Annotated in this window: 22 protein-coding genes; 12 read left to right on the plus strand and 10 right to left on the minus strand. The window is 67.9% G+C overall.

What is annotated here, in order from left to right; translation table 11 throughout:
• Positions 1–29 precede the first annotated feature (29 nt).
• Positions 30–518: a universal stress protein gene (locus tag ACWDSJ_RS12795; protein WP_387358087.1), complete on the minus strand. Its 489-nt coding sequence runs from the start codon at positions 516–518 to the stop codon at positions 30–32.
• Between the two features lie 311 nt (positions 519–829).
• On the opposite strand from ACWDSJ_RS12795, the gene ACWDSJ_RS12800 reads away from it, so the two are divergent.
• A complete protein-coding gene (locus ACWDSJ_RS12800; protein ID WP_387358085.1) occupies positions 830–1,276 on the plus strand; it encodes a hypothetical protein in 447 nt (148 codons plus the stop codon).
• Between the two features lie 5 nt (positions 1,277–1,281).
• Entirely contained in the window at positions 1,282–2,637 is a 1,356-nt protein-coding gene (locus tag ACWDSJ_RS12805; protein ID WP_450031670.1) for an ADP-ribosylglycohydrolase family protein, read from the plus strand.
• Between the two features lie 196 nt (positions 2,638–2,833).
• Here the strand turns inward: ACWDSJ_RS12805 and ACWDSJ_RS12810 are convergent, their stop codons facing one another.
• Positions 2,834–4,171 carry an acetyl-CoA C-acetyltransferase gene (locus ACWDSJ_RS12810; RefSeq protein WP_387358081.1) on the minus strand — a complete coding sequence of 446 codons (1,338 nt, stop codon included), beginning with the start codon at positions 4,169–4,171 and terminating at the stop codon, positions 2,834–2,836.
• A 104-nt stretch (positions 4,172–4,275) separates the two neighbouring features.
• On the opposite strand from ACWDSJ_RS12810, the gene ACWDSJ_RS12815 reads away from it, so the two are divergent.
• Entirely contained in the window at positions 4,276–5,637 is a 1,362-nt protein-coding gene (locus ACWDSJ_RS12815; RefSeq protein WP_450031672.1) for a 3-oxoacyl-ACP reductase, read from the plus strand.
• A gap of 1 nt (position 5,638) precedes the next feature.
• A complete protein-coding gene (locus ACWDSJ_RS12820; protein ID WP_450031674.1) occupies positions 5,639–6,505 on the plus strand; it encodes a MaoC family dehydratase in 867 nt (288 codons plus the stop codon).
• Between the two features lie 72 nt (positions 6,506–6,577).
• Here ACWDSJ_RS12820 and ACWDSJ_RS12825 read toward each other — a convergent pair whose 3' ends face one another.
• The 3 genes from ACWDSJ_RS12825 to ACWDSJ_RS12835 all read right to left on the minus strand — a co-directional run bounded on the left by ACWDSJ_RS12825 (position 6,578) and on the right by ACWDSJ_RS12835 (position 9,964).
• Positions 6,578–8,059 carry a DUF5685 family protein gene (locus tag ACWDSJ_RS12825; RefSeq protein ID WP_450031676.1) on the minus strand — a complete coding sequence of 494 codons (1,482 nt, stop codon included), beginning with the start codon at positions 8,057–8,059 and terminating at the stop codon, positions 6,578–6,580.
• A gap of 56 nt (positions 8,060–8,115) precedes the next feature.
• Positions 8,116–8,715, minus strand: a complete 600-nt coding sequence (locus tag ACWDSJ_RS12830) for a TetR/AcrR family transcriptional regulator (protein WP_387358072.1) — start codon at positions 8,713–8,715, stop codon at positions 8,116–8,118.
• An 85-nt stretch (positions 8,716–8,800) separates the two neighbouring features.
• Positions 8,801–9,964 carry a glycoside hydrolase family 3 N-terminal domain-containing protein gene (locus tag ACWDSJ_RS12835; RefSeq protein WP_450031678.1) on the minus strand — a complete coding sequence of 388 codons (1,164 nt, stop codon included), beginning with the start codon at positions 9,962–9,964 and terminating at the stop codon, positions 8,801–8,803.
• A gap of 336 nt (positions 9,965–10,300) precedes the next feature.
• Between ACWDSJ_RS12835 and ACWDSJ_RS12840 the strand changes: the two genes are divergently transcribed.
• Positions 10,301–11,566 carry a hypothetical protein gene (locus ACWDSJ_RS12840; protein ID WP_450031680.1) on the plus strand — a complete coding sequence of 422 codons (1,266 nt, stop codon included), beginning with the start codon at positions 10,301–10,303 and terminating at the stop codon, positions 11,564–11,566.
• Between the two features lies 1 nt (position 11,567).
• A complete protein-coding gene (locus tag ACWDSJ_RS12845; RefSeq protein ID WP_450031682.1) occupies positions 11,568–12,896 on the plus strand; it encodes a lipase family protein in 1,329 nt (442 codons plus the stop codon).
• A gap of 43 nt (positions 12,897–12,939) precedes the next feature.
• Here the strand turns inward: ACWDSJ_RS12845 and ACWDSJ_RS12850 are convergent, their stop codons facing one another.
• Positions 12,940–13,812, minus strand: a complete 873-nt coding sequence (locus tag ACWDSJ_RS12850; RefSeq protein WP_450031684.1) for a helix-turn-helix domain-containing protein — start codon at positions 13,810–13,812, stop codon at positions 12,940–12,942.
• Between the two features lies 1 nt (position 13,813).
• On the minus strand, positions 13,814–14,104 hold the full coding sequence (locus tag ACWDSJ_RS12855) for a hypothetical protein (protein ID WP_450031685.1): 291 nt from the start codon (positions 14,102–14,104) through the stop codon (positions 13,814–13,816).
• Between the two features lie 109 nt (positions 14,105–14,213).
• Between ACWDSJ_RS12855 and ACWDSJ_RS12860 the strand changes: the two genes are divergently transcribed.
• From ACWDSJ_RS12860 to ACWDSJ_RS12875, 4 genes are all read left to right on the plus strand, one after another.
• On the plus strand, positions 14,214–15,323 hold the full coding sequence (locus ACWDSJ_RS12860) for a helix-turn-helix domain-containing protein (protein ID WP_450031687.1): 1,110 nt from the start codon (positions 14,214–14,216) through the stop codon (positions 15,321–15,323).
• 32 nt (positions 15,324–15,355) lie between these two features.
• The gene (locus ACWDSJ_RS12865) at positions 15,356–15,805 is read left to right on the plus strand and encodes a deaminase (RefSeq protein ID WP_450031689.1); all 450 of its coding nucleotides are present in this window, start codon (positions 15,356–15,358) and stop codon (positions 15,803–15,805) included.
• A gap of 88 nt (positions 15,806–15,893) precedes the next feature.
• Entirely contained in the window at positions 15,894–17,261 is a 1,368-nt protein-coding gene (locus tag ACWDSJ_RS12870) for a phosphomannomutase/phosphoglucomutase (protein ID WP_450031691.1), read from the plus strand.
• Positions 17,262–17,488: 227 nt separating this feature from the next.
• Positions 17,489–17,896 (plus strand): hypothetical protein, encoded by a 408-nt coding sequence (locus ACWDSJ_RS12875; RefSeq protein WP_450031693.1) that lies wholly within the window; start codon positions 17,489–17,491, stop codon positions 17,894–17,896.
• Between the two features lie 46 nt (positions 17,897–17,942).
• Here the strand turns inward: ACWDSJ_RS12875 and gnd are convergent, their stop codons facing one another.
• Positions 17,943–18,971 (minus strand): phosphogluconate dehydrogenase (NAD(+)-dependent, decarboxylating), encoded by a 1,029-nt coding sequence (gnd, locus tag ACWDSJ_RS12880; RefSeq protein WP_387358055.1) that lies wholly within the window; start codon positions 18,969–18,971, stop codon positions 17,943–17,945.
• A gap of 254 nt (positions 18,972–19,225) precedes the next feature.
• On the minus strand, positions 19,226–20,311 hold the full coding sequence (locus ACWDSJ_RS12885) for a DUF4185 domain-containing protein (RefSeq protein WP_387358053.1): 1,086 nt from the start codon (positions 20,309–20,311) through the stop codon (positions 19,226–19,228).
• A 152-nt stretch (positions 20,312–20,463) separates the two neighbouring features.
• Between ACWDSJ_RS12885 and ACWDSJ_RS12890 the strand changes: the two genes are divergently transcribed.
• The gene (locus tag ACWDSJ_RS12890; RefSeq protein ID WP_450031696.1) at positions 20,464–21,534 is read left to right on the plus strand and encodes a diguanylate cyclase; all 1,071 of its coding nucleotides are present in this window, start codon (positions 20,464–20,466) and stop codon (positions 21,532–21,534) included.
• 24 nt (positions 21,535–21,558) lie between these two features.
• On the opposite strand, the gene ACWDSJ_RS12895 is transcribed toward ACWDSJ_RS12890, so the two are convergent.
• Positions 21,559–23,385, minus strand: coding sequence for an acyl-CoA dehydrogenase (locus ACWDSJ_RS12895; RefSeq protein ID WP_387358049.1), 1,827 nt, complete (start codon positions 23,383–23,385; stop codon positions 21,559–21,561).
• 199 nt (positions 23,386–23,584) lie between these two features.
• On the opposite strand from ACWDSJ_RS12895, the gene ACWDSJ_RS12900 reads away from it, so the two are divergent.
• Positions 23,585–24,190: an alpha/beta hydrolase family protein gene (locus ACWDSJ_RS12900; protein ID WP_450031698.1), complete on the plus strand. Its 606-nt coding sequence runs from the start codon at positions 23,585–23,587 to the stop codon at positions 24,188–24,190.
• The last annotated feature ends 6 nt before the right edge of the window (positions 24,191–24,196 follow it).

Genomic DNA, 24,196 nt, shown 5'->3' on the forward strand with positions numbered 1-24,196 from the left:
GGACAGCGATCAATATCTCAATCCGCCCGTCAATGCTCGTGCCCGACCGGATTTCGGCCCGGCGGCACCAGCAGAATGGGACGGTGGCAGTGTTTGAGGACCGCCTCGGCGACGCTGGAGTGCAGTAACGCGCGAATTCCGGTGGCCCCCCGCGTCCCCGCGACGATGATGTCCACATCGAGTTCGTCGGCGACGTCGACGATCGCATTCCAGATCGTCGAGGTGCATTCCACCGTGCGCGCCTCGGCATTCAACCCGGCGAGTTTGGCCAGCCGCACGCCCTCGGTATTGACCTGTTTGGCGTCGACGTAGGCCACGTCCTCGATCTCCTCGTCGCCGATCCATTCCGGTTGCGTGACACCCGACAGGCCGGAGATGCGCGCGGCCTGGCGCACCATCGGCTCCCAGGCGGTCAGCACGATCGCCTTGGTCGCCGACAGGAATCGGCCCGCGTACTCGACGGCTCGTTTCGCATTCTCGGAACCGTCGTAGGCGATGAGCATCAGATCGCACGCCATGACGAACCTCCCAGGTTCAGCGGTCGGCTACGTGCCCGAGCGTACCCGGGGAGCCGCCGGAAAACGGGCATCCGAGGGTATCGCCTCGGCATTTTCCGGTCGCGATGGGAAAAGGTGATCGAATCATTGTCGTATCCATCCGGAAGTGCGGGACGTCCGGTCCGTATGCCTCCGGCACGGAGCGGTCTTCGACAATTCGCTAACGATTCACCGAAATCGCTGCCACACCGGACGTTTCGGGATTGACTGTCAGCACCATCACCGACGTCGGGGCAGGGATGTCGGTACGGAGAGCGCCGAGCGAGGTTGTCGTGCGGTTGGAAGAGCTTGTCACCCCGCAGGATTGGGCTGCGGTGTATCGGTATGTGTTCGGCTTCCCGCGGGTGCACGTCACCTCCCCTGGATTCGTCGTGTTACCGCTGGTGGATTCCATCGCGGCGGTGAACACGCCGGAACCGTTGGGCGCGTTGATACTCGACGAGATGATCCGGCGCGGCACCGCGGGGCCGGTGCTGGTGCGGGATCGACCGGCGCGACGGACGTTCCTCGCGGTCTTCGATGGGTACCCTCCCCTGGAATGCACTGTCCAACTGGAGCGTCACGGCGTGGATATCGGCCCGCATCGCAGCAACGTCATCCTGCCCACCGGTTTCGGCCGGCATACCCACGAGGGGCGCTGGTGGGCTCGGCCCCCGCAGCGTGACGAATCGCTGCCCTTGCTGTCCGAGCTCGTCGCGGCGGTCATCACCATCCTGTGAAGGTCATGGAATTCATCGATACGGCCCACTTCCGGCACCCGGAAGGGGACCCGCGCGCCCTGCTGTACTTCGAATGGTCGCAGCGCCGTGAATCCGGTTTCCGCGTGGACGATTTCGGCGAGGAGGTGCACGATCTCGCCGGGGCCCCGATCGCCGACGACGGGGCCTGCTGGCGGCTGCTCGACCGCGTCGAATCCGCGCCGCGCGATCCGTCGTGGCCCTACGTCGAGGACGGCGATCCGGTCGAGGACCCGCCCGCGCCCGGCGACCCGCCCGTGCCGACCCGGCTCTACGACCGCGTCCTCGGCGGCTGGCTCGGCCGCTGCGTGGGCTGCACCCTGGGCAAACCGCTCGAGAACGGGGTGCTGTGGTCCCCCGGGCGCATCCGCGCCTATCTCGAGCGCGCCGACGCCTACCCGCTGACCGACTATGTGCCCGTCCTGTCCCCGATGCCGGAAGGCCCTCGGCTCCAGGGCAATTGGCCCGAGTCCACCCGCGACCGCGTCGACGGCTGCCCTCGCGACGACGATCTGGACTACACGGTGCTCGGTCTGCACCTGCTCGAACAGCAGGGCTGGGGGTTCACCGCCGCCGACGTGGCGGGCCAGTGGCTGGAACTGCTGCCGTTCCTGCAGACCTACACCGCCGAGCGAGTGGCCTACCGCAATCTCATCGACGGCTTCGCCCCGCCCGAGACGGCCCGCCACCGCAACCCCTATCGGGAATGGATCGGCGCGCTCATCCGGGCCGACGTCTACGGCTACGTGTGCCCCGGCGATCCGATCCGCGCCGCCGAACTCGCCGCCCGCGACGCGGCGGTCTCGCACACCGGCAACGGCGTCTGGGCGGCGAGCTGGGGCGCGGCCCTGGTGGCCGCCGCGTTCACGGCCGGATCGGCGGCCGCCGCGCTCGACGTCGCCCAGCGCGTGATCCCCGCGAATTCCCGTCTGGCGCGGGCGATCTCGGAGGTGCTCGACGACCATCGACGCGGAATGGGCTGGGACACGGCCCTCGCCGCGATCCACGCCCGCCACGGGCACTACAACTGGGTGCACGCGATCGGCAACGCCTGCGTCATCACCGCCGGATTACTCTGGGGCGCGGGCGATTTCACCACCACCATCGGCCTGACCGTGCAGGGCGGCTGGGACACCGACTCCAACGGCGCCACGGCCGGATCGGTCGCGGGCGTCCTCGCGGGCGCGAGCGGCATCCCCACCCACTGGACCGCCCCCCTGCACGACACCCTCCACACCGCCGTCTCCGGCTACGACGGCACCAGCATCACCGCCCTCGCCCGCCGCACCTTCGACCTGTCCCGCCGCCACGTCACCGACCACTACCCACGCCCGGTCGGATGAGGCCATGCCACCGAACCAGGCCGCGCGCGAGCTCATTCGCGCATCACGCGACGCGCCGGGCTCTCCTCAGGACGCCCTCGTTTTCTGTCCCCGCCTCGGGCCGCGCTCGTTTTCTGTCCCCGCCCCGCCCCGCCTCGGGCCGCGCTCATTTGTCCCTGCCCTGTGCCCTCCAGGGCGCAGGGCAGGGCATTCCGAATCAGCGTTCCAGGATGGCCACCACGCCCTGGCCGCCCGCGGCGCAGATGGAGATCAGCGCGCGGCCGGAGCCCTTCTCCGCCAGCTGCTTGGCGGCCTGGGCGATGATGCGGCCGCCGGTGGCCGCGAACGGGTGACCGGCCGCCAGCGAGGAGCCGTTGACATTGAGCTTGCTGCGGTCGATCGGACCCAGCGCGCCGTCCAGGCCCAGGCGCTCCTTGCAGTACTGGTCGGATTCCCACGCCTGCAACGTCGCGAGGACCACCGAGGCGAACGCCTCGTGGATCTCGTAGAAGTCGAAGTCCTGCAACGTGAGTCCGTTGCGCGCCAGCAGCCGCGGCACCGCGTAGGTCGGGGCCATCAGCAGCCCGTCCGGACCCCACACGTAGTCGACCGCGGCGACCTCGCTGTCGACCAGATAGGCCAGCGGCGTCAGGTTGCGCTCGGCGGCCCACTCCTCGCTCGACAGCAGCGCCGCCGACGCGCCGTCGGTGAGCGGGGTGGAGTTGCCCGCGGTCATGGTCGCGTCGCCCAGCTTGGTGCCGAACACCGGCTTGAGCGTGGCCAGCTTCTCCAGCGAGGAGTTCGGCCGCAGGTTGTCGTCGCGGGTCAGGCCCAGGAACGGGGTGACCAGATCGTCGAAGAAGCCGCGGTCGTAGGCGGCGGCCATGTTCTTGTGCGACAGGTAGGCCAGCTCGTCCTGCGCCTCGCGGGCGATGCCGAACTCCTTGGCCGTGATGGCCGCGTGCTCGCCCATCGACAGACCCGTGCGCGGCTCGGCGTTGCGCGGGATCTCGATGCCGACCATGCTCGGCCGCAACCGGCCGACCAGCTTGACGTAGTCGGAGTTCTTCTTGGCCCGATTGGCGTCGAGCATCCACTCGCGCATCGGCTCGCTCACCCCGATCGGCGCGTCGGAGGTGGTGTCGGTGCCGCCGCCGACGCCGGCCTCGATGCGGCCCAGCGCGATCGCGTCGCCGACCGTGACGATCGACTGCAACCCGGTGCCGCAGGCCAGCTGCAGATCGTGGGCGGGGGTGTAGGGCGACAGCTCGCTGCCGAGCACGCTCTCGCGGATCATGCCGTGCTCGCCGACGCGCTTGAGCACCGCGCCGCCGACGACCATGCCGAGCCGCTCGCCCTGCAGGCCGAAGCGGCTCACCAGACCGTTCAGCGCGGCGGTGAACATGTCCTGGTTGGAGGCGTGGGCGTAGCGGCCGTCCGACCGCGCGAACGGGATGCGATTACCGCCCAGAACGGCGACGGGACGGGTCTGCTTGGTGGACTTGGCCCCGCCGCTCGCGGACGCGGCCTTCGTCGAACGGGCTTTGCTGGTCACTCGAGTCTCCACATGTCTCGACGTCGGTTTACATTAAACTTACTCTGGAGTAAGTTAATTGTCGACACCGGACCTCATCCGACACGAAGGAAAAGGTAGGAAAAGTGGCAGCCAGCAAGAACAAGGGCGCTCCCAACCTGTACGGATCGTTCGTCAACTCGGCCCCCGGTCACTTCCTGGCGAGCAAGCTGGGGTTGCCGCAGCCGGAGAAGCTGCGCCGCTACACCCCGGGTGAACCGGCCCTGCCGGGTCCGGTGCTGCTCGGCGGCAAGGGCCGCGTCGCCGACGCCGTGCGGAACCTGTTGTCGGACTACACGTTCGTCGACTCCGTCAGCCCCGGCGTGAAGTTCGGCGCGCTCGTCTTCGACGCCACCGGACTCAATTCGGTCGAGGAGCTCGAGCAGCTGTTCCAGTTCTTCCAGCCCGCCATGCGCAGCATCGCCCCGTCCGGGCGCGTGCTCGTCATCGGCACCACCCCCGAACTCGCGGGCAGCGTCGAGGGCCAGATCGCCCAGCGCGCGCTCGAGGGCTTCACCCGCAGCGTGGGTAAGGAGCTGCTGCGCGGCGCCACCTCGAACCTGGTGTACCTGCACCCCGAGGCCGCCGCGGGCGCGACGGGCCTGGAGTCCACCCTGCGCTTCGTGCTCTCGGCCAAGTCGGCCTTCGTCGACGGCCAGGTCTTCCGCGTCGGCAAGGACGACAACGCCGCCGCCGGAATCGACTGGGCCAAGCCGCTGGACGGCAAGGTCGCCGTGGTCACCGGCGCCGCGCGCGGCATCGGCGCGACCATCGCCGAGGTCTTCGCCCGCGACGGCGCGAAGGTCATCGTGGCCGACATCCCGGCCGCCGGGGAGGCGCTCGCCGAGACCGCCAACAAGGTCGGCGGCGTATCCATCGCGGTCGACGTCACCGCCCCCGACGCCGCGGACAAGCTGGCCGCGTTCGCCACCGAGCGGTTCGGCGGCATCGACATCATCGTGCACAACGCCGGCATCACCCGGGACAAGCTGCTCGCCAACATGGACGACGCGCGCTGGAACTCGGTGCTGAACGTGAATCTGGCCGCCCCGCACCGCATTACGGAGGGTCTGGTGGCCAAGGGCGCGCTGAAGGAGGGCGGCCGGGTGATCGACGTCTCCTCGATCGCGGGCATCGCGGGCAACCGCGGCCAGACCAACTACGGCGCGTCCAAGGCGGGCGTCATCGGCATGGTGAACGCCGAGGCCCCGAAGCTGGCCGAGAAGGGCATCACCATCAACGCCGTCGCCCCGGGCTTCATCGAGACCGCCATGACCGCGGCCATCCCGGTGGGCACCCGCGAGGCGGGCCGCCTGCTCAGCTCGCTGCTGCAGGGCGGCCAGACCGTCGACGTCGCCGAGACCATCGCCTACTTCGCCAGCCCGGCCTCGAACGCGGTGAGCGGCAACGTGGTTCGCGTGTGCGGCCAGGCCATGATCGGAGCCTGAGATGACCGAGACCATCTCGCTGTCCGAGCCACCCAAGCTCGGCGGCCTCTACCTCAAGGCGGCGCTGGGCGCCCTGCCGCTGCCGCTGGTCTCGGCGCGCAAACCCGAAATCCCCGATCGCGCGGTCGAATTGCGGAACTTCCGCGTCGATCCGGACAATCTGGCCGCCTACTGCCACGCGACCGGGTTGCGGTTCGGGGACGCGCTGCCGCTGACCTATCCGTTCGTGCTCACCTTCCCGGTGGTCACCCAGCTGGTCGCCGCGCGGGACTTCCCGTTCATCGCGGTCGGCGCGGTGCACGCGGAGAACCTGATCGAGCGCACCCGCGAGATCTCGGTCAGCGAGCCGCTGGACATCCACGCGCACGTGGAGAATCTGCGTGAGCATCCGCGCGGTCTGCTGGTCGACGCGATCAGCGAGGTCAAGGTGGGCCGGGAACTGGTGTGGCGGCAGGTGACCACCTTCCTGCACCAGCAGCGGACGTCGCTGTCGGGCGGCCCGAAGCCCGAGCCCAAGCCGGAGGAGGTGCCCCCGCCGCCGCTGCGCACGTTGAAGGTCGATCAGCCGTTGATCCACCGCTACGCCGCGGCCGCGGGCGATCGCAATCCCATCCACATGTCGGCGTTGAGCGCCAAGGCGTTCGGGTTCCCGCGCGCGATCGCGCACGGAATGTGGTCGTGCGCCGCGGTTCTCGGCGCGATCGAGGGCCGGATCCCCGCGCGGACCACCTACGCGGTGAAGTTCGGCAAGCCCATCCTGCTGCCGTCGACGGTGAACGTGTACGCCGATCAGGTCGAGGGCGGCTGGGATCTGTCGCTCAAGCACCCGAAGAAGGGGTACCCGCACCTCACCGCGACACTGCGCTGAGCCGGGCCGCGGGCGGATCGGATCGCACGGGGGATCCGATCCGCCCGCGGACGCGCTGTGGCCCAGCGGATTTCAGCAGCCGCAGTCGCACCCGCAGTCGCAGCAGTTGCAGCACTCACCGCAGTCGCCGCACCCCGGATCGCAGTCGCAATCGCAGCGATCCGACCACGCCCGCCGCCGTTCGCCGCTGCACGGGCGGGTGTGCTCGGCGCAGCAGGCGTATCCGGTGCAGTACTGCGTGCAGATGATCCCGATGCCCTCCAGCAGGCCGGGCTGCTCCGGGCGCACCGACTTCCCCGACGCGTGCATCATCGGCTGTCCCAGCAGCGCGACCGTCCCCGCCGCCGCCCCGACCGAACAGGCCGCTCCCCGAGCACATCCGCACGCCAGCCCCGCCGCCCGCCGCAGGGTCCACACCACCCCGCGCAACGGATCGAGCAACCACCACCGCACCAGCCCCGCCTCGCTCAACCCCGCCCGGCCGAGCGCCGCCCGGATCCGCGAATCCGATTCCCGCACAAGCTCGTACGCCCGCTCCCGGGAGGTCCCGGTCGCCGTCAACGGATTGAACCGCCCCCGCCGCGCGTCCTCGTCCAAATCCTCGATCGCGTCGGCCAGATGCGCGATCCGCCCGAAATGCCACCCGGCCTCCCACAACGCGTCCCGATTCTCGGTCCGCCCCGCCAGAACGGCTGTGTGCCCGAACAATTCGGCCGCGCACAACTGGGTCGCGGCGGTCAGCGCCGCCAACCCACGCTCGTCGCCTACCCGGCCGTCGAGGGCCGCTTTCCGGTGCAGGTGTTCGGCGCTCGCGCCTTGGTCGCTGGCGGTGTCGCAGTGCGGGTGTTCGGCGCTTACGCCTTGGTCGCTGATGGTGTCGCGGCCCGCGTCCCGGTGCCGGTGTTCAGCGCTCGCGCCTTGGTCGGCCATGGTGTCGCGGCCCGCGTCGCAGTGCGGATGTTCGGCGCTCGCGCCTCGGTCGTCGAGGGCGTCGCGGAGCGGGTGATCGGGCTCGGCTGCGGTCTCCGCACTGATGGGAGCGGCGAAACCGTCAGCACCGCAAGGGTTTCGGGTTAGCGCGCGCTCGGTCGCGGCCTGGGTGCGGATGGCGGCGATGAGCGGTTCGATATCGAGGCCGAGGGGGGCCGCGCTCGTGCGGGCGCGGTCGAACCAGCGGTCGGCGACCAGGGCCATCGGGCGTCCGGCCCAACCGGCCTCGCCGTCGTCCACGCGGTCGCGAATCTTGGCCGCGCCCAGCAGCAGGGACGCGGTGGCGGCCAGCCGGACGCCGGGGGAGTCGGCGGGCGCGACGCTGGTGCGGCGCAGGCCGCGCAGGGCGCAGGGGCCGGTGGTCGTGCGGGCCGTGGCCGCGGGGGATTGCGCCTCGGTGAGGATGCTCAGCACGACGGCGTCGGTATTGGTTGCGGCGCGGGCGGTTTGGCCGTGGGTGTCGCGCAGGCCGAGGCACAGGCCGCAGAGCTGGGAATGCCATTCGCGCGCGTCGATGCCGTGGTCGCCCGCGTGGTGCGCGCAGGGGGTGAGAAGTCCGAACACATCCGTCCCGAAGCTCAGCGGCCGGATGCGGCCGTCCCGTCACTCGATCATGAACTCTATTCGGCCTTCTTCTTGCCCGCCAGACCACGCCAGGCCAGATTGTCGAGCAGATCGACCGCCTCGGCCACATCCACCTCACCGCTGGCGATCCGGTCGGCGATGGCCTCGCCCGCGCCGATCACCGCGACCGACACGATGTCGAAATTCGTCCCCGGCTCGGCGTATTTGGCACTGGACTCGAGCAGCTTCGCGGTCAGCTCGATCACCCGCTCACGGCTGTTGGCGATCTCCGAGGCGAACGGCTGCTGCCCGAGGGCCTGCCGGTAGAGCACCTGCCAGGACAACCGGTTGTTGTCCACATAGGACAAAAACGCCTCGAGCCCCGCGCGCAACTGCTCGTGCGGGGTCAGCTTCGGGTTGCCCGCGACGGCGACGGCCTCGATGAACCGGATGCTCTCGCGCTGGATGCAGGCCCGGAACAACTCGTCCTTGGACCCGTAGTACAGGTACAGCATGGGCTTGGAGATCTTGGCTTCGGCGGCGATGGCGTCCATCGAGGTGTCGTGATAACCCTTGCGCGAGAACACCTCGACGGCGGCGTCCAGCATCTGCTGCTCACGAACCGCCCGAGGGAGCCGCTTCGTTCCGCCTGCCATCCGTCTCTCCCTAGCCCATGTCGAAGCCCCTATCTTACTCCAAGGTAAGTTCCACTGGGCACAATTGCCGACGATTCGCCGGTGATCAGCAGGTCAGCGGGATGCCCTTGAACCGGGCCATGCGCAGCACGGAGTCGTCGACCTGCTTCAGCGGCAGGCGGCCGTCGCGGACCTCCTGCTCCAACCGGTTCAGCACCTGGGTGACCGCGTCGGTGCTGATCCACAGGGCGTTGTCCGCGCCCGCCTCGAGCGCGGCGGCCACCGCGTCGGCGATGCCCATGCGGCTGGTGATGGCGGCCATACCGCTCAGGTCGTCGGTGAAGATCGGCCCGTCGAAGGGCGCCGCGCCGTAGCCGCTGCCCTGCCGCAGCAGCGACATGACCTGCGGGCTGATGCTGGCCGGGGTGTCCGGCGTGGTGAGGCCGGGCACGTCGAGGTGGCCGACCATGACCGCCGCGCCGGAACCCACCAGATTGCGGAACGGCACGAGGTCGACCTGCTGCAACTGGTCCAACGGCGGCGTGCGGACCGCGCCGGTGTGCGAATCGCCCGAACCGGAACCGTGGCCGGGGAAGTGCTTCATGACCGCGCCCACCCCGGCGTCGTGCATGGCCCGGATGAACGCGCCCGCGTACTCGGTGACCACCGCGGGATCGGTGGAGAAGGACCGGTCGCCGATCACCGAATCGTCCGGTTGCGCACTGACATCCACGTCGGGCGCGAAATCGACGGTGACGCCGAGGTCCTTCATGGCCCGCCCGCGCGCGAGGCTCTGGGTGTAGAAGTCGTCGGCGGAGACCGTCTGCGCGGTGACCCGGGCCGAGGGCGCGGCCCCGATCTGGTTGGCCAGCCGCGAGACTCGCCCGCCCTCCTCGTCGATGGTGACCATGAGCGGGGTGCGGGCGGTGGCCTTGACGCGGTCGATCTGCTTGTCCGCCAACAGCGCCGGGTCGGTCCAGCTGCCGACGAAGATGCCGCCGATCTGCTCGGCGCGCACCACGTTCTCCGCGTCCGCGGCGCTCGCCACGCCCACGGTGAGCAGCTGGGCCAGCTTCTGCCGGGTGGAGAACTGGGCGAGATAGCCCGCGCCGCAATCGGTTCGGCTGGTCGTCGTGGTCTCCGTCGTGGTGGTGGGTGCGGGGGTGGGCGTCGACGGGCTCGACGACGCGGTGGTGTCGCCGCCGCCGCTCGAACAGGCCGACAGGGCGACCGCGGCCACGGCGAGGAGGATCCCCGGAACGATGCGCATGGGTTCCGACCGTACCGCGTGGGAGCGCCGGAAAACCAGAATCGGCGCGGCGGCACGCGGTCGGTCGCGGGCGCGTGGCGCGTGTTATCGAAACGTGATTACCCAATTCGATTTCCGGACAGGATCTTCCGGTGTCCTCGCGACCCGCGCCGCCAGCCGTGACCACCGGTTGGTAACCTGCCCGTAACCCAGGAGTCGCTCGGTGACTCTCGGCACGTCGGTAAAGGAGTTCGGTCGATCGTGAATTATCGTCTGGGCGGAAATCGGCTATTCGACGGCTGATCGGCGTGTCCTGACTCGTTCGCTCGGTAATCCCAACTCGGAAGGCTGAACACCATGCGCATCGGCGCGCTCGTGCGTGGCGCGGGATTGACTCTCGCGGCAGTGCTGACGCTCGGACTCGGGACCGCGGGCACCGCGGTCGCGGCCGACGATCTCTACCACTATCTGGATCTGCCGCTGGTCAATCGCGACGCGGCTCAGGGACCGGGCGGGGTCAACCCCGAATTGCCCTATGACGAGGGCGAACTCGCGGGCCTGCTGGACGAGGCGCGCTCGCGGGGCGTGCCGCCGACCCGATACGCCGCGCTGCTGTACCAGTACTGGCTGGTCGACGCGACCACCAAGGCCGGGATCGATCTGGCCTCCTGGAATCCGCGCGCGGGCGTGCAGGCCAACCGCGAGAACCTGATTCGCTCCTACCGTTACTACGAGGACCTGCAACTGGCCCATCGCGAATTGCAGTGGGCCGGAATGGGCGGTCAGGTCGGGGCCGATTTCGGCGGCGGGCTCATCGATTTCGAATTGATGAGCGATATCTACGACCTGCCCGGAATCGCGGACGCGGCCCGCACCGTTGTGAACGCGGTCGTGCAGACCGCGGGCCCGCAGGCGCTCGCGCTGCTGCCGGAGGGGTTGCGCGCGCTGGCCGACGCCGGAACCCGGATCACGCCCGAGGATCTGCGCTGGATCCTGGGGATGATCCTGGTGATGCAGAAGAACATCTTCTCCGATCTGATGCCCATGCACGACGCCTACGTGACCGGCGGCCTGCCCGCGCTGAGCGAATTCGAGGCGGCGGGCCTGTTCGGCGACGACATCATGGGCGCGTGGCGCGATATCGCCTCCGGCGACGAGAACCGCGTGGCGACGGGCAACGCCACCCTGCTGCGCCGCGAACAGGATTGGGCCATCGGCGGTCAGTGGGATCAGACCCGCGCCTACAAGGGCAGCGTCGGCGAGGCCATCACCTACCTCAGCGGTGCGGCCGGATCGCCATCGGTGGCGGGCGTGATCCCGCCGCGCGAATTCCGGCCCGTCCGAGTGCCTTTCACCGGCGCGAACGGCGAACCATTGCGCCTGGTGCTGCCGCTGCCGAGCTGGAACTGGTCGGTGCTCGACGATCGCTGGGACTACATCACCGGCGAACTGTTGCCCAAGTACAAGTGGCAGGTCGAGAACAATTGGCCCGCACTGGAAGCCACGCTGCGGACGCCGTACGAGGTGCAGCTGGAATCGCATCGGCCGTTGTTGAACATTCCGCAGTTGCTGCTGTCGGCGGCGAACGAGTTGCGGGTGGAGCCCGCGGGGCAAGGGGACTGACATGCGGGTACGAACTCTGGTCGTGGTGGTCGTGGCGTTGGCGCTGGGCGTCGCGGGAACCGCTGGGGCGCAGACGGATACGCCCAGCCGCACCCCCGGCCTGGACGAGGTGTTCAACGGCTACGTCGTGGGCACGCTGCGCGGCGCGACCCTGGCCTCACCCCAGGAGGCGTTCGAGGCCCTGCGCGCGGACGACCCGTTCTATCAGGAGCCCCCGCTGACCGGCGACGAGAAGCCGGGCACGCTGTTGAAGGCGAAGCGGGTGGATGTCCTGTTCACCGGCGTGAAGCCCGCGGATCTGGACGCCTACAAACTGATGTACGTGACCACGGGCGTCGATGGTGTCACTCCGGTCGTCAGCACGGGCATCCTCATGATTCCGCGTGACGGACGGCCGAATTCGGAGCGGCGGGTGGTCTCGTATCAGGAGGCCAACGACAGCGTGGGGTGGGGCTGCCATCCGAGCACTCAGTGGACGGGCGGTGATCCGCTCGACGGCGCGTCGTGGTCGGCGCTGGGGCCGTTGGCGTTGATGTTCGGCAAGGGGTACGCGGTCATGATCTCCGATGTCGGAAACGATGCCGACCGGCGGCCGCACGGGGTGTTCGCGGGGAAGTTCGCGGGACACGCTCAATTGGACGGGGTGCGCGCGGCTTTGGGCTACGGCGACGCGGGCCTGGATCCGAACGCTCCCGTGGCCCTGTTCGGCATCGCGGGAGGCGGTGTGGGAGCGGGCTTTTCGGCGGAACTGCAGCCCGAGTACGCGCCGGAGCTGAACGTGAAGTCGGCGGTCCTGGAGGGCATGGTCGTCAACCAGCGCAACTTCATGCGCGTGGCGAACGGCTCGGTCGGCTCCGGATTCGCCTTCGCGACGCTGCTGGGCCTGGACCCCTGGTATCCGGAGATGAAGCTGGACTCGAAGCTGACCCCGGCCGGGCAGGGCATCGCCAACTTCTTCCGCACCCAGTGCCAGACGCCCGCCTATTTCGGCCTCCCGTTCCTTCCGCTGAACACCTTGTTCAACACGAACCGGAATCCGGCCGACGAGCCCGACTTCCAGGCGGTGTTCGATGACAATGAACTGGGTAAGGCGGGGACGCCGAAGGCGAAGGTCCTGATCGCCTCGTGTGCGGCGGATGATTCGTTCATGTCTTTGGTTCCGGCGCGGGATTCGCGGGAACTGGCCGACACGTACCGTTCTCAGGGCGTGGACGTCAGCTACCAGCCCACGGATTGCAGCATGATTCGGATGATCACCAATCTTTACGGTTGGGGGACGGATCTTTTCGGTATGCAGACGATCGATTGGCTGGATCGGTCGTTCGAGTGACTGTTGCTTGAAAGCCGGGCGGTGGGATTCCCACCGCCCGGACTCATATCCCCAGGATCAGTGCGCTGGAGTCGCTCTCACTCAATGCCACCCGCCGCAACTCGGCGATCGCGTCGCGATAGCGGCGGATCTCTTCCGCTCGTTCGAGATAGAGGGTACCGGTGTACTCCTCGATATGGACAACCGGCGGCTCGACAAGCTTCGAGTGAGCCAGGACCGGAAACTCCAGAAGCGAGAACGAACCGGCCAGCGCTCCGACATGGCTGCGCGCCCGGAACGGCACCACACGAATCGACACATTGGACCGTTGCCCGATATCGGCAAGGTACTGACGCTGCTCGGCCATAACGGCCGGACCACCCCACTCCTCACGTATCGCGGCCTCGGGCAAGAAGATTTCGACGGTGAACGCCGAATCATCCAGCGGCCGTCGCCGACTCGCCGCCGACTCGATCTGCTTCTCGATCTCCTCGGACGTCAGGTTGGGGTACTTCGCCCACACCACCGCGCGTTGATAGTCCACCGTCTGCACTACTTCCGGCAACAGAATCACCCGCCAGGCCGTCATCCGTCGAGCCGCGCTGAGCAGGACCGGATAATGATCGAACCCGTCCCCCTGATCCGCATCCGCCCGCCACCAACCACCCCCATTCTTGGCCACAATCCGCACCTCCCGAGCCAGTGCCAAGACCATCCGCCGCTTCTCGTCATCCACGCCGTAGCGATTACACAACTCGTTCACATGCAGATCCGTGGCCGACCGCATGGACACGCCATCTTCCATGCGCCCCATGGTTTGTGGCGATATCCCTAGAAACTTCGCCGCTTGTAATTGGCTGATCTCTGCCTTCTTCCGCAGGGCATGGAGTTGCCGCCCGAGTGCGCGGCGGGCAAGCGTCGATCCCATTGCTGGCATATCACGTCTCCTCTCTCGGTGGAAAAATCTCATCGGATGCACCGCTGACTCCGTCCCAGCGCTGAGCGAAGATGAAGCCGAGTACGAATTCGTCCGGCCCTGCGAGGACACGACCCTCTTCGAGGTCCACAGTGAAAGACTCTGCCGACAATCCGGACGATTCGGAAATCATCGCTGTGGCGGTCCGCCTTATCGCCTTCTTGTCATCCACGAGCGTCCAGATTTCATACGCGGGGACGTGAACGATCCAGCGCGAACCGCAACAATGAACCCGAACCGAGTACTGCCGCATGTCTTCCCCTCTGCTGAGACAACGCTGCCCCGCCAGAGTGGCCCCTAGCCGTAACGGAAAACAGGCTTTCGGGGTCTACACGCGTCGACAGCGGGCTTAAACTCGAAGAGTGGATCCTGTCACCGGCAGTCGTCTTCGAGCCGCGCGAGAATCGGTGGGGCTCAGCCTTTCCGCGCTGGCGGCGCGCACGCACTACTCGAAAGCGCTTCTCGGGCTGCTGGAGACCGGGCAGCGGCAGATTCGGCCGGAACATGTGAGCGCGTATTCACGGGCACTCGGTGTCAGCGTTCTGACGCTCACGTCCCCGCCGGACGACCCCTTGCGGGTCGCCCATGAGTGGCTCGTGAACGACACTCCGGCAGTTGTGCACAGCCGTGCTGGGCGCACCGTGGGTCAGAGCCTCGTGGTGGAACTCGAGCAACGCGTCAAACAGATTCGGCGACTGGATGATTCGATCGGAGGGCGCGATCTGTTTCCGGTCGTTTCGAAGGAGCTACGGGACGTCGAGACCGTGGTTCGCGACGGGAGTTACAGCGCGCCGGTCGAACGACGCCTGCTCACCGTCGTCGGGGAGCTGTCCCAGCTCGCCGGGTGGGTGGCGTCCGACGCCGGGCATGTCGTCGAAGCGCAACGCATCTATCTGGACGGCCACAGCGCGTCGGCGGCGGCGGGCAACCGGCCCTTGGCCGCGCAGTTGCTCTCGACCCTGGCCTATCAGCAAGCCAATACCGGCAACGCCGCTGATGCCCTCCTGCTCGCCCGGTCAGCGGTGGCGGGAGTCCGGGACGCCACTCCCGTCACCCGCGCTCTCCTCTGGGAGCGCGTCGCGTGGGCCAGTGCCCGAGCCCGCGACGCCGACAGCGCCCGGCGGGCACTCGACGCCGTGGACGACGCCTACGAGGCCAGGAAAGGCGAAGTCCCCGAACCGGATTGGGTCTACTGGTTGAATCGCGACGAAATCGACATCATGGCAGCCCGCTGCTACGTCGAACTCGGTGACGGCCCCAAGGCCCAACCACTGCTGTCCCGTGCGATAGCCGCCTACCCCACCGAACACCAACGGGAGGTAGCGCTCTACCGGACGTGGCTCGCCGAGGCATTCGCGAAGTCGGGCCAATTCGACGCCGCCGCGGCCACACTGGAACTGATCACCGGTGATATCGGCTCCGATCGCGTCGACCGCCGCCTCCAAGACGTCCGGCAGTTGCTCCTCGCGTGACAGGGAGTCCATTACAAACCCAAGGAGAACTCGTGACCGACCATCACCACTGGATGAATCGAGCCATCGAGCTTGCCCGGCTGTGCCCGGTCGTCGAGGGGGCGTTCTCGGTCGGCGCGGTCATTGTCGTCGATAGTGAGGAGATCTCCACCGGTTACTCCCGGGAGAGCGATCCGAAGGTGCACGCCGAGGAGGCCGCCTTGGACAAGCTGGACGCGAACGATCCCAGATTGGCCAGGGCCACGATCTACAGCACCCTCGAGCCCTGTTCCGAGCGAGCGACCAAGACTCGCCTGCCCTGCACCGACAGGATTCTGCGGGCCGGAATACCGACTGTCGTCATCGCCTGGCGCGAGCCTGCTACGTTCGTCGAGGATTGCGTCGGCGTGGAAAAGCTTCAGCAAGAAGGAGTTTCGGTCATCGAGATTCCCGAGCTGGCGGATGCGGCGATGGCGATGAACCGTCACCTGAATTTGTCGTAGTCCCCTTGCGCGCGCAGCGAGGGGCGAAATCCCGCGCGGCCTATGCTCGGCGAAGGGCATTATCGAGCCGACGAAGGGACACCATCGTATGCGGGAGTTGGCCAAGCTGATCAAGGCGTACGACGTTCGGGGGCTTGTCGATGACGAACTCGACGCCGATATCGTGCGGGAGGTTGGGGCGGCTTTCGCGCGTCTGGTGGGTACTGCGGTCGCGGTGGTGCACGATATGCGGCCGTCGTCGGAATCGTTCGCGGAGGCGTTCGCCGAAGGTGTGATCAGCCAGGGGGAGAACGTCATTCACGTCGGGCTCGGGAGTACCGATCTGGTGTACTTCGCTGCGGGACGGCTCGATGTCGCCGGTGCGATGATCACGGCGAGTCATAATCCTGCGCGCTACAACGGCATCAAGATGTGCCGTGCGGGGGCCACGCCGGTGGGTCAGGACAGCGGGCTGGCGGAGATTCGGGCCATGCTCGAGGGCGGCGTTCCCGCCTATACGGGTGTGCGCGGCAGTGTTTCACGCCGCGACCTGACATCCGCATACGCCGAGTATCTGCGAGAGTTGGTGGATCTGAACGGGATTCGGCCCCTGAAGGTCGCGGTGGACGCGGCGAACGGGATGGGCGGGCACATGGTGCCTATCGTGTTCGACGGGTTGCCCGTGGAAATCGTGCCCATGTACTTCGAATTGGACGGCACATTCCCCAATCACGAAGCGAATCCACTGGTTTCGGCCAACCTGATCGACCTCCAGAACAAGGTCCGCGAAGTCGGAGCCGATATCGGCCTGGCCTTCGACGGTGACGCGGACCGCTGTTTCGTCGTCGACGAAACCGGTGCTCCGGTACCGCCCTCGGCCATCGTCGCCCTGATCGCGACGCGCGAACTGGCCAAGGCCCCCGGATCAACAATCGTCTACAACGCGATCACCTCCCGCGCGGTCCCGGAAATCGTCACAGAACACGGCGGCGTCCCGATCCGCGCCCGCGTCGGCCACACCTTCATGAAATCCCTCATGGCCCAGCACGACGCGATATTCGGCGGCGAACACTCCGGCCACTACTACTTCCGCGACTTCTGGCGAGCCGACACCGGCATGCTCGCCGCCCTGCACATCCTGGCCGCCCTCGGCTCCACCGACAAACCCCTGTCCACTCTCGTCCGCGAGTACACCCGCTACGCCGCCTCGGGCGAAATCAGCTTCCAGATCACCGATGTGCCGGACACCCTCGCCAGAATCGAGGAAAAGTACGACGGCGCTGACATCGATCGGCTCGAGGGTCTGACGGTCCGACTCGACGGGGGTGCCTGGTTCAATCTCCGTCCTTCCAATACCGAGCCACTCTTGCGGCTGAATGTCGAAGCGCCCGACCGCGATACGATGGTGGGTATTCGCGATGAGGTGATCGCTTCGTTTGATGCATCGACTCCGAACACGGTCAAGGGAGGCCGATGAGCGAGCCTGTGGTCGAATCAGCACCTACTGTGTGAGCATGGCGGGTTCTCGGAACGGGTCGTCAGTGGGCGGGCCGAATGAGTGAGCCTCAGCACTTCAAGAACTATGTCGGCGGGGCGAGTGAGGGCTCCGTCCCTGCGATCCGCTCCGCTGCCGTAGGTCCGCGTCCACCGAACCCCTCCTATACCGAATTGGTCGGTGATGCACACTGCCGCTGGGCGATCGCTGTGGCAGAGAATCTGGTGTGGTTGGCGGCTCAGCCGTCCGCGCTGCACGGGATTGATTCGTGTTGGGTTGATACCGAATTGGCCATCTGCGTGCAGTACTCGAACAGGCCGAGCGCCTATGGGGAGAGTTCAACCTCGTTGGGCCGCTTCGGTTTCCGTGCTCGGGCCGAGATTTCCCCGATCAGTGGCGCGCTGCATCCAGGAGTCGAGGACCGGGTGTCAGGATTCGCGAGTAAGCAGGCGTCGAATCTGCTCGACGTCCAAATGGCCGGTGGCCCACCGGATCCGGACGATGTGCGATGGGTCGACCCGGAGGGGCGGGAATGGTGGGGTGCCGAGCCGGTCGGCGGGTGGGCGACGGTCGGTGAATCTCCGTACAGGCTTGTCGAGATATCGATGATCGAATGAGCGGAGCCTCGCGCGGCCCTCGAGAGAGCCGCGCGAAGCAACCGAATCACTTCCCCGGCAACTCGTTGTGCCCGCCGAACGCCTTGCGCATGGCCGAGAGCACCTTGTCCGCGTACAGCGCCTCGCCACGCGAGGAGAACCGTTGGTACAGAGCCGCGGAGAGGACGGGGGCGGGGACGCCCTCGTCGATGGCGGCGTGGATGGTCCAGCGGCCCTCGCCGGAGTCGGAGACTCGGCCGCCGAACGAGGACAGTTCCGGGTCGGCGTACAGGGCCGCGGCCGTGAGGTCCAGCAGCCAGGAGGCCACGACCGAGCCTCGGCGCCAAACCTCTGTCACCTCGGGCACATTGATGTCGTAGCGGTAGTGCTCGGGGTTCTCCATGGGGGTTTCCTCCGCCGAGTGCTCCTCGGTGAGGATCTTGCCGATATTGGCCTTGGCGAGGATGTTCATGCCCTCGGCGTAGGCGGCCATGGCGCCGTATTCGATGCCGTTGTGGACCATCTTGACGAAGTGGCCCGCGCCGGCGGGGCCGCAGTGCAGCCAGCCCTGTTCGGCGGGGGAGGGGTCGCCGGTGCGGCCGGGGGTGCGTTCGGCCGCCTCGACGCCGGGGGCGATGGACTTCAGGAGGGGTTCGAGGTGGGCGACCTGTTCGGCCTCGCCGCCGATCATGAGGCAGTAGCCGCGCTCGAGGCCCCAGACGCCGCCGGAGGTGCCGATGTCGAGGTAGTGGATGCCCTTGGGGCGCAAGGCTTCCGCGCGCTTGATGTCCTCGTGGTAGCGGCTGTTGCCGCCGTCGATGATGATGTCGCCGGGTTCGAGCAGGTCGGCGACCTGGTCGATGACGGCGCCGGTGGCGCCCGCGGGGATCATCACCCAGACCACGCGGGGCTTCTCGAGCAGCGCGACGAACGCGGGGTAGTCGGTGGCGCCCGAGAAGTTCTCGCCCAGTTCGGCGCTGAACTCCTTGATCTGGTCCTCGTGCCGCGAATAGCCGACCGCGGTGTGGCCGTCGCGGACGATGCGGCGCACGATGTTGGCGCCCATCCGGCCGAGCCCGATCATTCCCAGCTGCATACTCATCTCCTCGAGTCGTCCGAGCTCCGGCGGGTCCGAGCTCTCAGGTCGCAGTGCCCGTGGTCGATTCTCTCGCGAACCCGTGTAACGCCCCGAGCGGGCCACCGATAAACAGATCGGCTCCGTGCAGTTGCCAGACCCCCGACCCGGCAACCGCACGGGGCCTTTTCCGTCGTCGGGGGTCCTGAGTGAGGACCGCGGGGCCTTCCGTTTCGAAGGCCCCGAGCGATGACCGCGGGGCCTTTTCCGTCCCGCTACAGCGGCGTCCGCATGAGCACCACGTTGTACTGGTTGTGGATACCCAGCGCGAAGTACAGGTCACGGCCCGTCTGATACGGGTAGATCATCGGCGCGTAGGCGCTGGGCAGGTCGCGGGCGTCGATCAGGACCTGCGGGTCGGTCCACGGGCCCTCGGGGGCGGGCGCGGTGCGCATGACGACGGAGTTGGCCGGGTCGGTGGTCAGCATGACGTAGCGGCCGAGGTGGTCGTTCCAGCCGACCGACAGCTCGCCCACGCCGCCGACGATGGGCTGGGCCGCGTTGGCGTCCTTGGGCTTCCAGCCGTGGCCGTCCCAGAACTCGTAGGCGTCCCAGTTGGCGATGTCGGGTTCCTTGACGCGCGCGATGAAGCCGAGGTTGTCGCGGCCCGCGGCCGTGCCGTAGCGGTAGACGTAGCCGTCGGCCTTGGTGAAGGCCGCCTGCTGGAACTTGTCGAAGCCGTCGTCGTTGGATCGGCGCGTGGTCGGCAGCTGCGCCCAGGTCTGGCCGTCGTCGCCGGAGACCGCCAGCGTGGAGAAGTTGGTCTCCCACTTGCCGTCCGCGCCCCACTCGCGCACCGACATCATGCTCATGTACTGCACCCCGCCGACGGATACGCCCGCGGTCGGGATGAAGCTGATCTCGATGCCCGGGATCTTCGGGCTGGGCAGCGGATTGTCGACGAAGCTGGTGTAGCGGATGCCGTCGGCGGGGGAGATCCCGGCGGGGCTGCGATACAGTACGTTCGACCGCCACGCCCACAGGCTGCCCGCGAGCAGATTCGGCGCGCCGATCCCGGCGGTGTCGCCGTAGGCGCTGAGCATCTGGCCGTGGCCGTCGTCCCACATGATGCCCAGATCCGTGCCGAGGACGTTGTTGCCGTCGGTGTGGTTCGGGCTGGCCATGCCGGTGAGCTGGAAGACGGCCTGCGTCGGCCCGGGCAGGGTGGGCAACCCGTTGGTGCCGTTGAGCACCGGGAACGGGTTGATGTTGTTGGGATCCGCACCCGCGGGCGCTGCCGCCACCGCCAGGACGGCGGCAGCGGCGCAGGCTCCGGCAAGCGCGGACAGCGATCTTTTCATTCTCTGCGGTCCCTTCCGTGAGTCACGCCGAGGGTATGTGGCACGCTCGGGTCAGTAAACCCCTTGTCCTCCGATACAAGGCGGTACCGATGAGCGGCAGCCGTTCCATGGTGCGTGCGTGGTGGCGAGATCGGGTCGATTATCGCTGGCTGGTGGATACTTTCGCATCCCACCACGCGCTGCGGCCGATGCGCTGGATGGTCGGTTCCGGCGGCGCGCTGCTGCTGGCCATCACCGTGCTCAGCGCGCTGTCCGCGGCCGGTCCCCGGGGTGTCGCCGGACTGACCGTCAGCGCGCTGGTGGCGGTGTTGTCGGCGGCGTGGGCGCTGCGGTGGTGGCTGTTGCCCTGGCCGAGCCGGACCGAATCGCTGATCTGGGTGAGCCTGGCCGATCTCGCCGTGCTCGGCAATTGCCTGGCCCAGCAGAACCGGCTCTTCGGCGCGGTCGCTACGGTGCTGTCGGTGGTGATCGGCGGGTACGTGACGATCTTCCACGGGCCGCGGCTGCTCGCGCTGCACGTCGGCTGGTCGCTGCTCGTGGTGGTGGCGCTGTCCGCGCGGCTGGTGCTGGGCGATCAGGAGTTCGGCGGGGACTACGCCCTGGCCGGGTCGATCGTGCTGATCATCGCGGCGGCGATGCTGATCGCGTTGCCGCAGTTGCACTTCTGCACGTGGCTGCTGCGCCGCGACGCGCTGTCGGATCCGCTGACCATGCTGCTGAACCGGCGGGGGCTCGACTACTACCTGTCCCGCTACGTCGACTCGCACGCCGCCCGGGTGGGTCGCCGGGCCTATGTGATCACCCTCGACCTGGACCGGTTCAAATCCGTCAACGACACCTTCGGCCACTCCTCCGGCGACGACGCCCTCGTCGAGACCGCCGAACGGCTGCGGATCGCGGCCGCCCCGGACGCGGTCGTGGCCCGCAACGGCGGCGAGGAGTTCGTGGTGGTCGGCGCGCTGCGACCCGCCGAGGACGTCACCGAGATCGCCGAACGGCTGCGGAGATCCATCGCCTCGATCCGGGACCTTCCCATTCGCCTCACCGCCAGCGTGGGCGTCGCGCTCGGCGAGCCCGGGGCCGCCGAGGACGCCGAGGAGACCGGCCGCCGCCTGCTGCGCGCCTCGGATGTCGCGATGTACCGGGCCAAGAACGCGGGCGGCAACACCGTCGTCATCGTGCAGGCTCCGGAAAACGGATCAGGCCCCGTCACCGCGGGGTGACGGGGCCTGAGTGGAACCCTCGGATCAGAAGGCCGCTTCGTCCAGCTCCATGATGTCGTTGTCCAGGTTCGACAGCACGGTCCGCACGGCGGTCAGCTCCGGCAGCACGTTGCGGGCGAAGAACTGCGCGGTGGCGACCTTGCCCTGATAGAACGGCTCGGTCGAACCCCCGTCCAACGCGGCCAGGGCGACCTCGGCCTGCCGCAGCAACTGCCAGCCGATCAGCAGATCACCCACGGCCAGCAGGAACCGCACCGAACCCAGACCGACCTTGTACAACTCGGCCGGATTCTCCTGCGCGCCCATCAGATGCCCGGTCAGCGTCGCCGCCATCGCCTGCACATCCTCGAGCGCGGTCGCCAGCAGCTTGCGCTCCCCCTTCAACCGGCCGTTGCCGGCTTCGGAGTCGATGAACGTCTGGATCTGCCCCGCCACATGACCCAACGCCACACCACGATCACGCGCGATCTTGCGGAAGAAGAAGTCCTGCGCCTGGATCGCGGTCGTGCCCTCGTACAGCGAGTCGATCTTCGAATCCCGGATGTACTGCTCGATCGGGTAATCCTGCAGGAACCCCGAACCGCCCAGGGTCTGCAACGACTCGGTCAGGTACTGGTAGGCCCGCTCCGAACCCACGCCCTTCACGATCGGCAGCAGCAGATCGTTCACCCGCGCCGCCAGATCCGCGTCCGCACCCGAAACCCGCTCGGCCACAACCGGATCCTGATGCGCGGCCGTGTACAGGTAGATCGCCCGCAGACCCTCGGCATACGCCTTCTGGGTCGCCAGGCTGCGGCGGACGTCGGGGTGGTGGGTGATGGTGACGCGCGGGGCCGTCTTGTCGGTCATCTTGGTCAGGTCCGCGCCCTGCACGCGCTGCTTGGCGTAGTCCAGCGCGTTCAGGTAGCCGGTCGACAGCGTCGAAATGGCCTTGGTGCCCACCATCATTCGCGCGTGCTCGATGACCTCGAACATCTGCGCGATGCCGTTGTGCACCTCGCCGACGAGCCAGCCCTTGGCCGGAACGCCGTGGCCGCCGAAGGTGACCTCGCAGGTGGCCGAGACCTTCAGGCCCATCTTGTGCTCGACGTTGGTGACGAACACGCCGTTGCGCTCGCCCAGCTCACCGGTCTCGTGGTCGAAGTGGAACTTCGGCACGAAGAACAGCGACAGGCCCTTGGTGCCCGGCCCGGCGCCCTCGGGGCGGGCCAGCACCAGATGCATGATGTTCGGGAACAGATCGTCGGAGTCGGCGGAGGTGATGAACCGCTTGACGCCCTCGATGTGCCAGGAGCCGTCCTCCTGCTGGATCGCCTTGGTGCGGCCCGCGCCCACATCGGACCCGGCGTCGGGCTCGGTGAGCACCATGGTGGCGCCCCAGCCCTGCTCGGCGGCGATCTTCGCCCAGCCCTTCTGCTCCTCGGTGGCGTTGTTGTAGAAGATGTTCGCGAAGCCCGCGCCCGCGGCGTACATGAACGCGGCGGGCTGCGCGCCCAGGATCAGCTCGGCGATGGCCCAGTAGGCCGACCGCGGGAAGGGGATGCCGCCCAGGTCCTCGGCGACGCCCAGCTTGTCCCAGCCGCCCTCCTGCAACGCGCGGTAGCTCTTCTTGAACGACTCCGGCAGCGTCACGCTGTGGGTGTTCGGATCGAAGACCGGCGGGTTGCGGTCGGCGTCGGCGAAGGACTCCCCGAGCGGACCCTCGGCCAGGCGGCGAACCTCGTTGAGCATCTCCTTGACGGTGTCGGTGTCGAGATCACCGAAGGCGCCGGAGTCGAGGATCGGACCGAGGCCGAGCACCTCGAAGAGGTTGAACTCCAGGTCGCGGACGTTGCTCTTGTAGTGACCCATCTCTGTTGCTCACTCTCCGTTGAGTCGGTGCGGTCGGTCTGTGTCCCGTTCCCGCCCTTGTGTCTCCACCGGGGTAGTCGTCGGAGTACCGCCTACTACTCGCGGGTAACTTACACCGTATATTACCGGTGGGTAATGGGCAGTCCAAGAGGTCGACGCCCGAATGTGACGCGAAGAACAGGCCCGCTACCGTGGGCTCGTGCGCATCGAGACGAGTGCGGGCCCCGCGGAGATCGAACTCGACCGTCCCCGGCGGGCCAGTGCGCTGCTGGTGCTGACCCATGGCTCCGGCGGCGGCGTCGACGCGAAGGATCTGCTCGTCGTGCGCGATCGCGCGGTCGAACTCGGAGTGGCCGTGGCCCGGGTGACCCAGCCCTATCGGGTCGCCGGTCGGCGCGCGCCCGGTTCGGCGGTCGCGCAGGACGCGGCGTGGGCCGAGATCGTCGCGGCCCTGCGCAAGAAGGTGCGGCGTGTTCCGCTGATCCAGGGCGGGCGCAGCAACGGCGCGCGCGTGGCCTGCCGGACCGCCGTGCCGCTCGGCGCGAAAGGCGTTGTGGCGCTGTCGTTTCCGCTGCATCCTCCCGGAAAGCCCGAAAAGTCAAGGCGCGCCGAGCTTTCGGCGGCCTCGGCGGCGATCGAGGTGCTGGTGATCAACGGCGCGCGCGATCCGTTCGGCATTCCGGATCCGGCCGACGCCGCCGAGGTGAAAATCATCGCGGGACAAGCACATTCGTTCCGCGCCGGATTCGACGAGATCGCCGAGACCGTCGAGCCGTGGCTGCGGCGCTGGTCCGGACGGCAGTGATCCCGC

The sequence above is a fragment of the Nocardia sp. NPDC003482 genome (assembly GCF_053588115.1).

Coding starts and splice junctions, on each gene's coding strand:
- ACWDSJ_RS12855 (WP_450031685.1), bottom strand. CDS start 14,104: ATGCGGCAGTACTCGGTTCGGGTTCATTGTTGCGGTTCGCGCTGGATC.
- gnd (WP_387358055.1), bottom strand. CDS start 18,971: ATGCAGCTGGGAATGATCGGGCTCGGCCGGATGGGCGCCAACATCGTG.
- ACWDSJ_RS12850 (WP_450031684.1), bottom strand. CDS start 13,812: ATGCCAGCAATGGGATCGACGCTTGCCCGCCGCGCACTCGGGCGGCAA.
- ACWDSJ_RS12795 (WP_387358087.1), bottom strand. CDS start 518: ATGGCGTGCGATCTGATGCTCATCGCCTACGACGGTTCCGAGAATGCG.
- ACWDSJ_RS12805 (WP_450031670.1), top strand. CDS start 1,282: ATGGAATTCATCGATACGGCCCACTTCCGGCACCCGGAAGGGGACCCG.
- ACWDSJ_RS12840 (WP_450031680.1), top strand. CDS start 10,301: ATGCGCATCGGCGCGCTCGTGCGTGGCGCGGGATTGACTCTCGCGGCA.
- ACWDSJ_RS12870 (WP_450031691.1), top strand. CDS start 15,894: ATGCGGGAGTTGGCCAAGCTGATCAAGGCGTACGACGTTCGGGGGCTT.
- ACWDSJ_RS12835 (WP_450031678.1), bottom strand. CDS start 9,964: ATGCGCATCGTTCCGGGGATCCTCCTCGCCGTGGCCGCGGTCGCCCTG.
- ACWDSJ_RS12820 (WP_450031674.1), top strand. CDS start 5,639: ATGACCGAGACCATCTCGCTGTCCGAGCCACCCAAGCTCGGCGGCCTC.
- ACWDSJ_RS12845 (WP_450031682.1), top strand. CDS start 11,568: ATGCGGGTACGAACTCTGGTCGTGGTGGTCGTGGCGTTGGCGCTGGGC.
- ACWDSJ_RS12885 (WP_387358053.1), bottom strand. CDS start 20,311: ATGAAAAGATCGCTGTCCGCGCTTGCCGGAGCCTGCGCCGCTGCCGCC.
- ACWDSJ_RS12830 (WP_387358072.1), bottom strand. CDS start 8,715: ATGGCAGGCGGAACGAAGCGGCTCCCTCGGGCGGTTCGTGAGCAGCAG.
- ACWDSJ_RS12895 (WP_387358049.1), bottom strand. CDS start 23,385: ATGGGTCACTACAAGAGCAACGTCCGCGACCTGGAGTTCAACCTCTTC.